The 1,045-nt window shown below is 36.7% G+C and carries 2 protein-coding genes; both read left to right on the top strand.

Annotated elements, in window-relative coordinates; all coding sequences use genetic code 11:
- Positions 1-237 (top strand): hypothetical protein (locus AB5287_RS10070; RefSeq protein WP_368221192.1); only part of this gene is annotated, 237 nt, incomplete at its 5' end.
- Between the two features lie 239 nt (positions 238-476).
- On the top strand, positions 477-899 hold the full coding sequence (locus tag AB5287_RS10065) for a hypothetical protein (RefSeq protein ID WP_368221190.1): 423 nt from the start codon (positions 477-479) through the stop codon (positions 897-899).
- Positions 900-1,045 lie beyond the last annotated feature (146 nt).

Here is a 1,045-nt window from a genome sequence, read left to right as displayed (position 1 = left end):
TTTGCCACCGTGAACAAGCAGAATAAAATAAAATCTATATCTTTTTATGATAGAAAAAATAAAAGAAAACGACAGATAGATGTGACAGGATCTCCGCATACTATAAAAGGCAAGAAAATCATTCCTCATGTACACAAAGGATATAATCACAATGAAAAAGGTGATAGAAATCTGACCATCAGAGAGAGGAAATTACTTGCAAGAGTTCAAAGAATATGGGATAATAGAAATAGATAAGTAGGGCAGTGGTTTGAAGAAGGAATACGCTCTATATCATAGAGAAATGGCGGTGCAAATCCGTCCGACTACTTAGATAAGCTCCAGAAATGGGGCTTTTTATTTTTTTGTCTCAAAACAGCGTAAAACATCCCCTTTTTAATAAAATAAAATGAAATCATAAGTAATAAATACTTGTGATTTTTTTGTTTGAAAGGAGGTCAGAATTGCCTAGAGATGGAACTAGAAACTTAAAGCCAATGAGCGAACGAAGCAAAGACGAAGTAAAGAAGATTGCATCTAAAGGTGGCATAAACAGCGGCAAAGCCAGACGTAAAAAAGCTGACCTCAAAAAAGCATTTGAAACGTTGCTCTCATTGGACGTAACGGATAAAAATATCAAGAAGCAACTTGAAGATATGGGAATGGATGGCAGTAATGAGGCTTTGTTAGCCTTTGCCACATTTCAGCAAGCTGTAAAGGGCAATCAAAAAGCCACAGAAAACATCATCAAGCTAACCAATACAAAAGATAAGTACGACATTCAAGAACAAAGAGAGCGCATTAAATTGCTCAAATTGGATAATAAGGAGCGCACAGAGAATAATAAGATAACTGATGCGCCTATTAACATCATAGATGAATGGGCTGGTGATGTGGAGGGAGCAACAGATGACCTTTAATGTTCAGAAGAATGTCAACCCTCATTTTAAGCCTGTCTGGGTGTCAAGATTGCCATACAATGTATTAAAGGGCGGTCGTAACTCTTTTAAATCATCCGTAATCGCTCTAAAGCTGGTCTATATGATGCTTAGATACATTAAGGCGA

Origin of the sequence: Bifidobacterium sp. RTP21102st3_E2_RTP21102_210122, assembly GCF_040916945.1 — a bacterium.
GTDB lineage: Bacteria > Actinomycetota > Actinomycetes > Actinomycetales > Bifidobacteriaceae > Bifidobacterium > Bifidobacterium longum.
The sequence above is the reverse complement of the archived record's forward strand: the minus strand, read 5'-3'. Positions and strand labels throughout refer to the sequence as shown.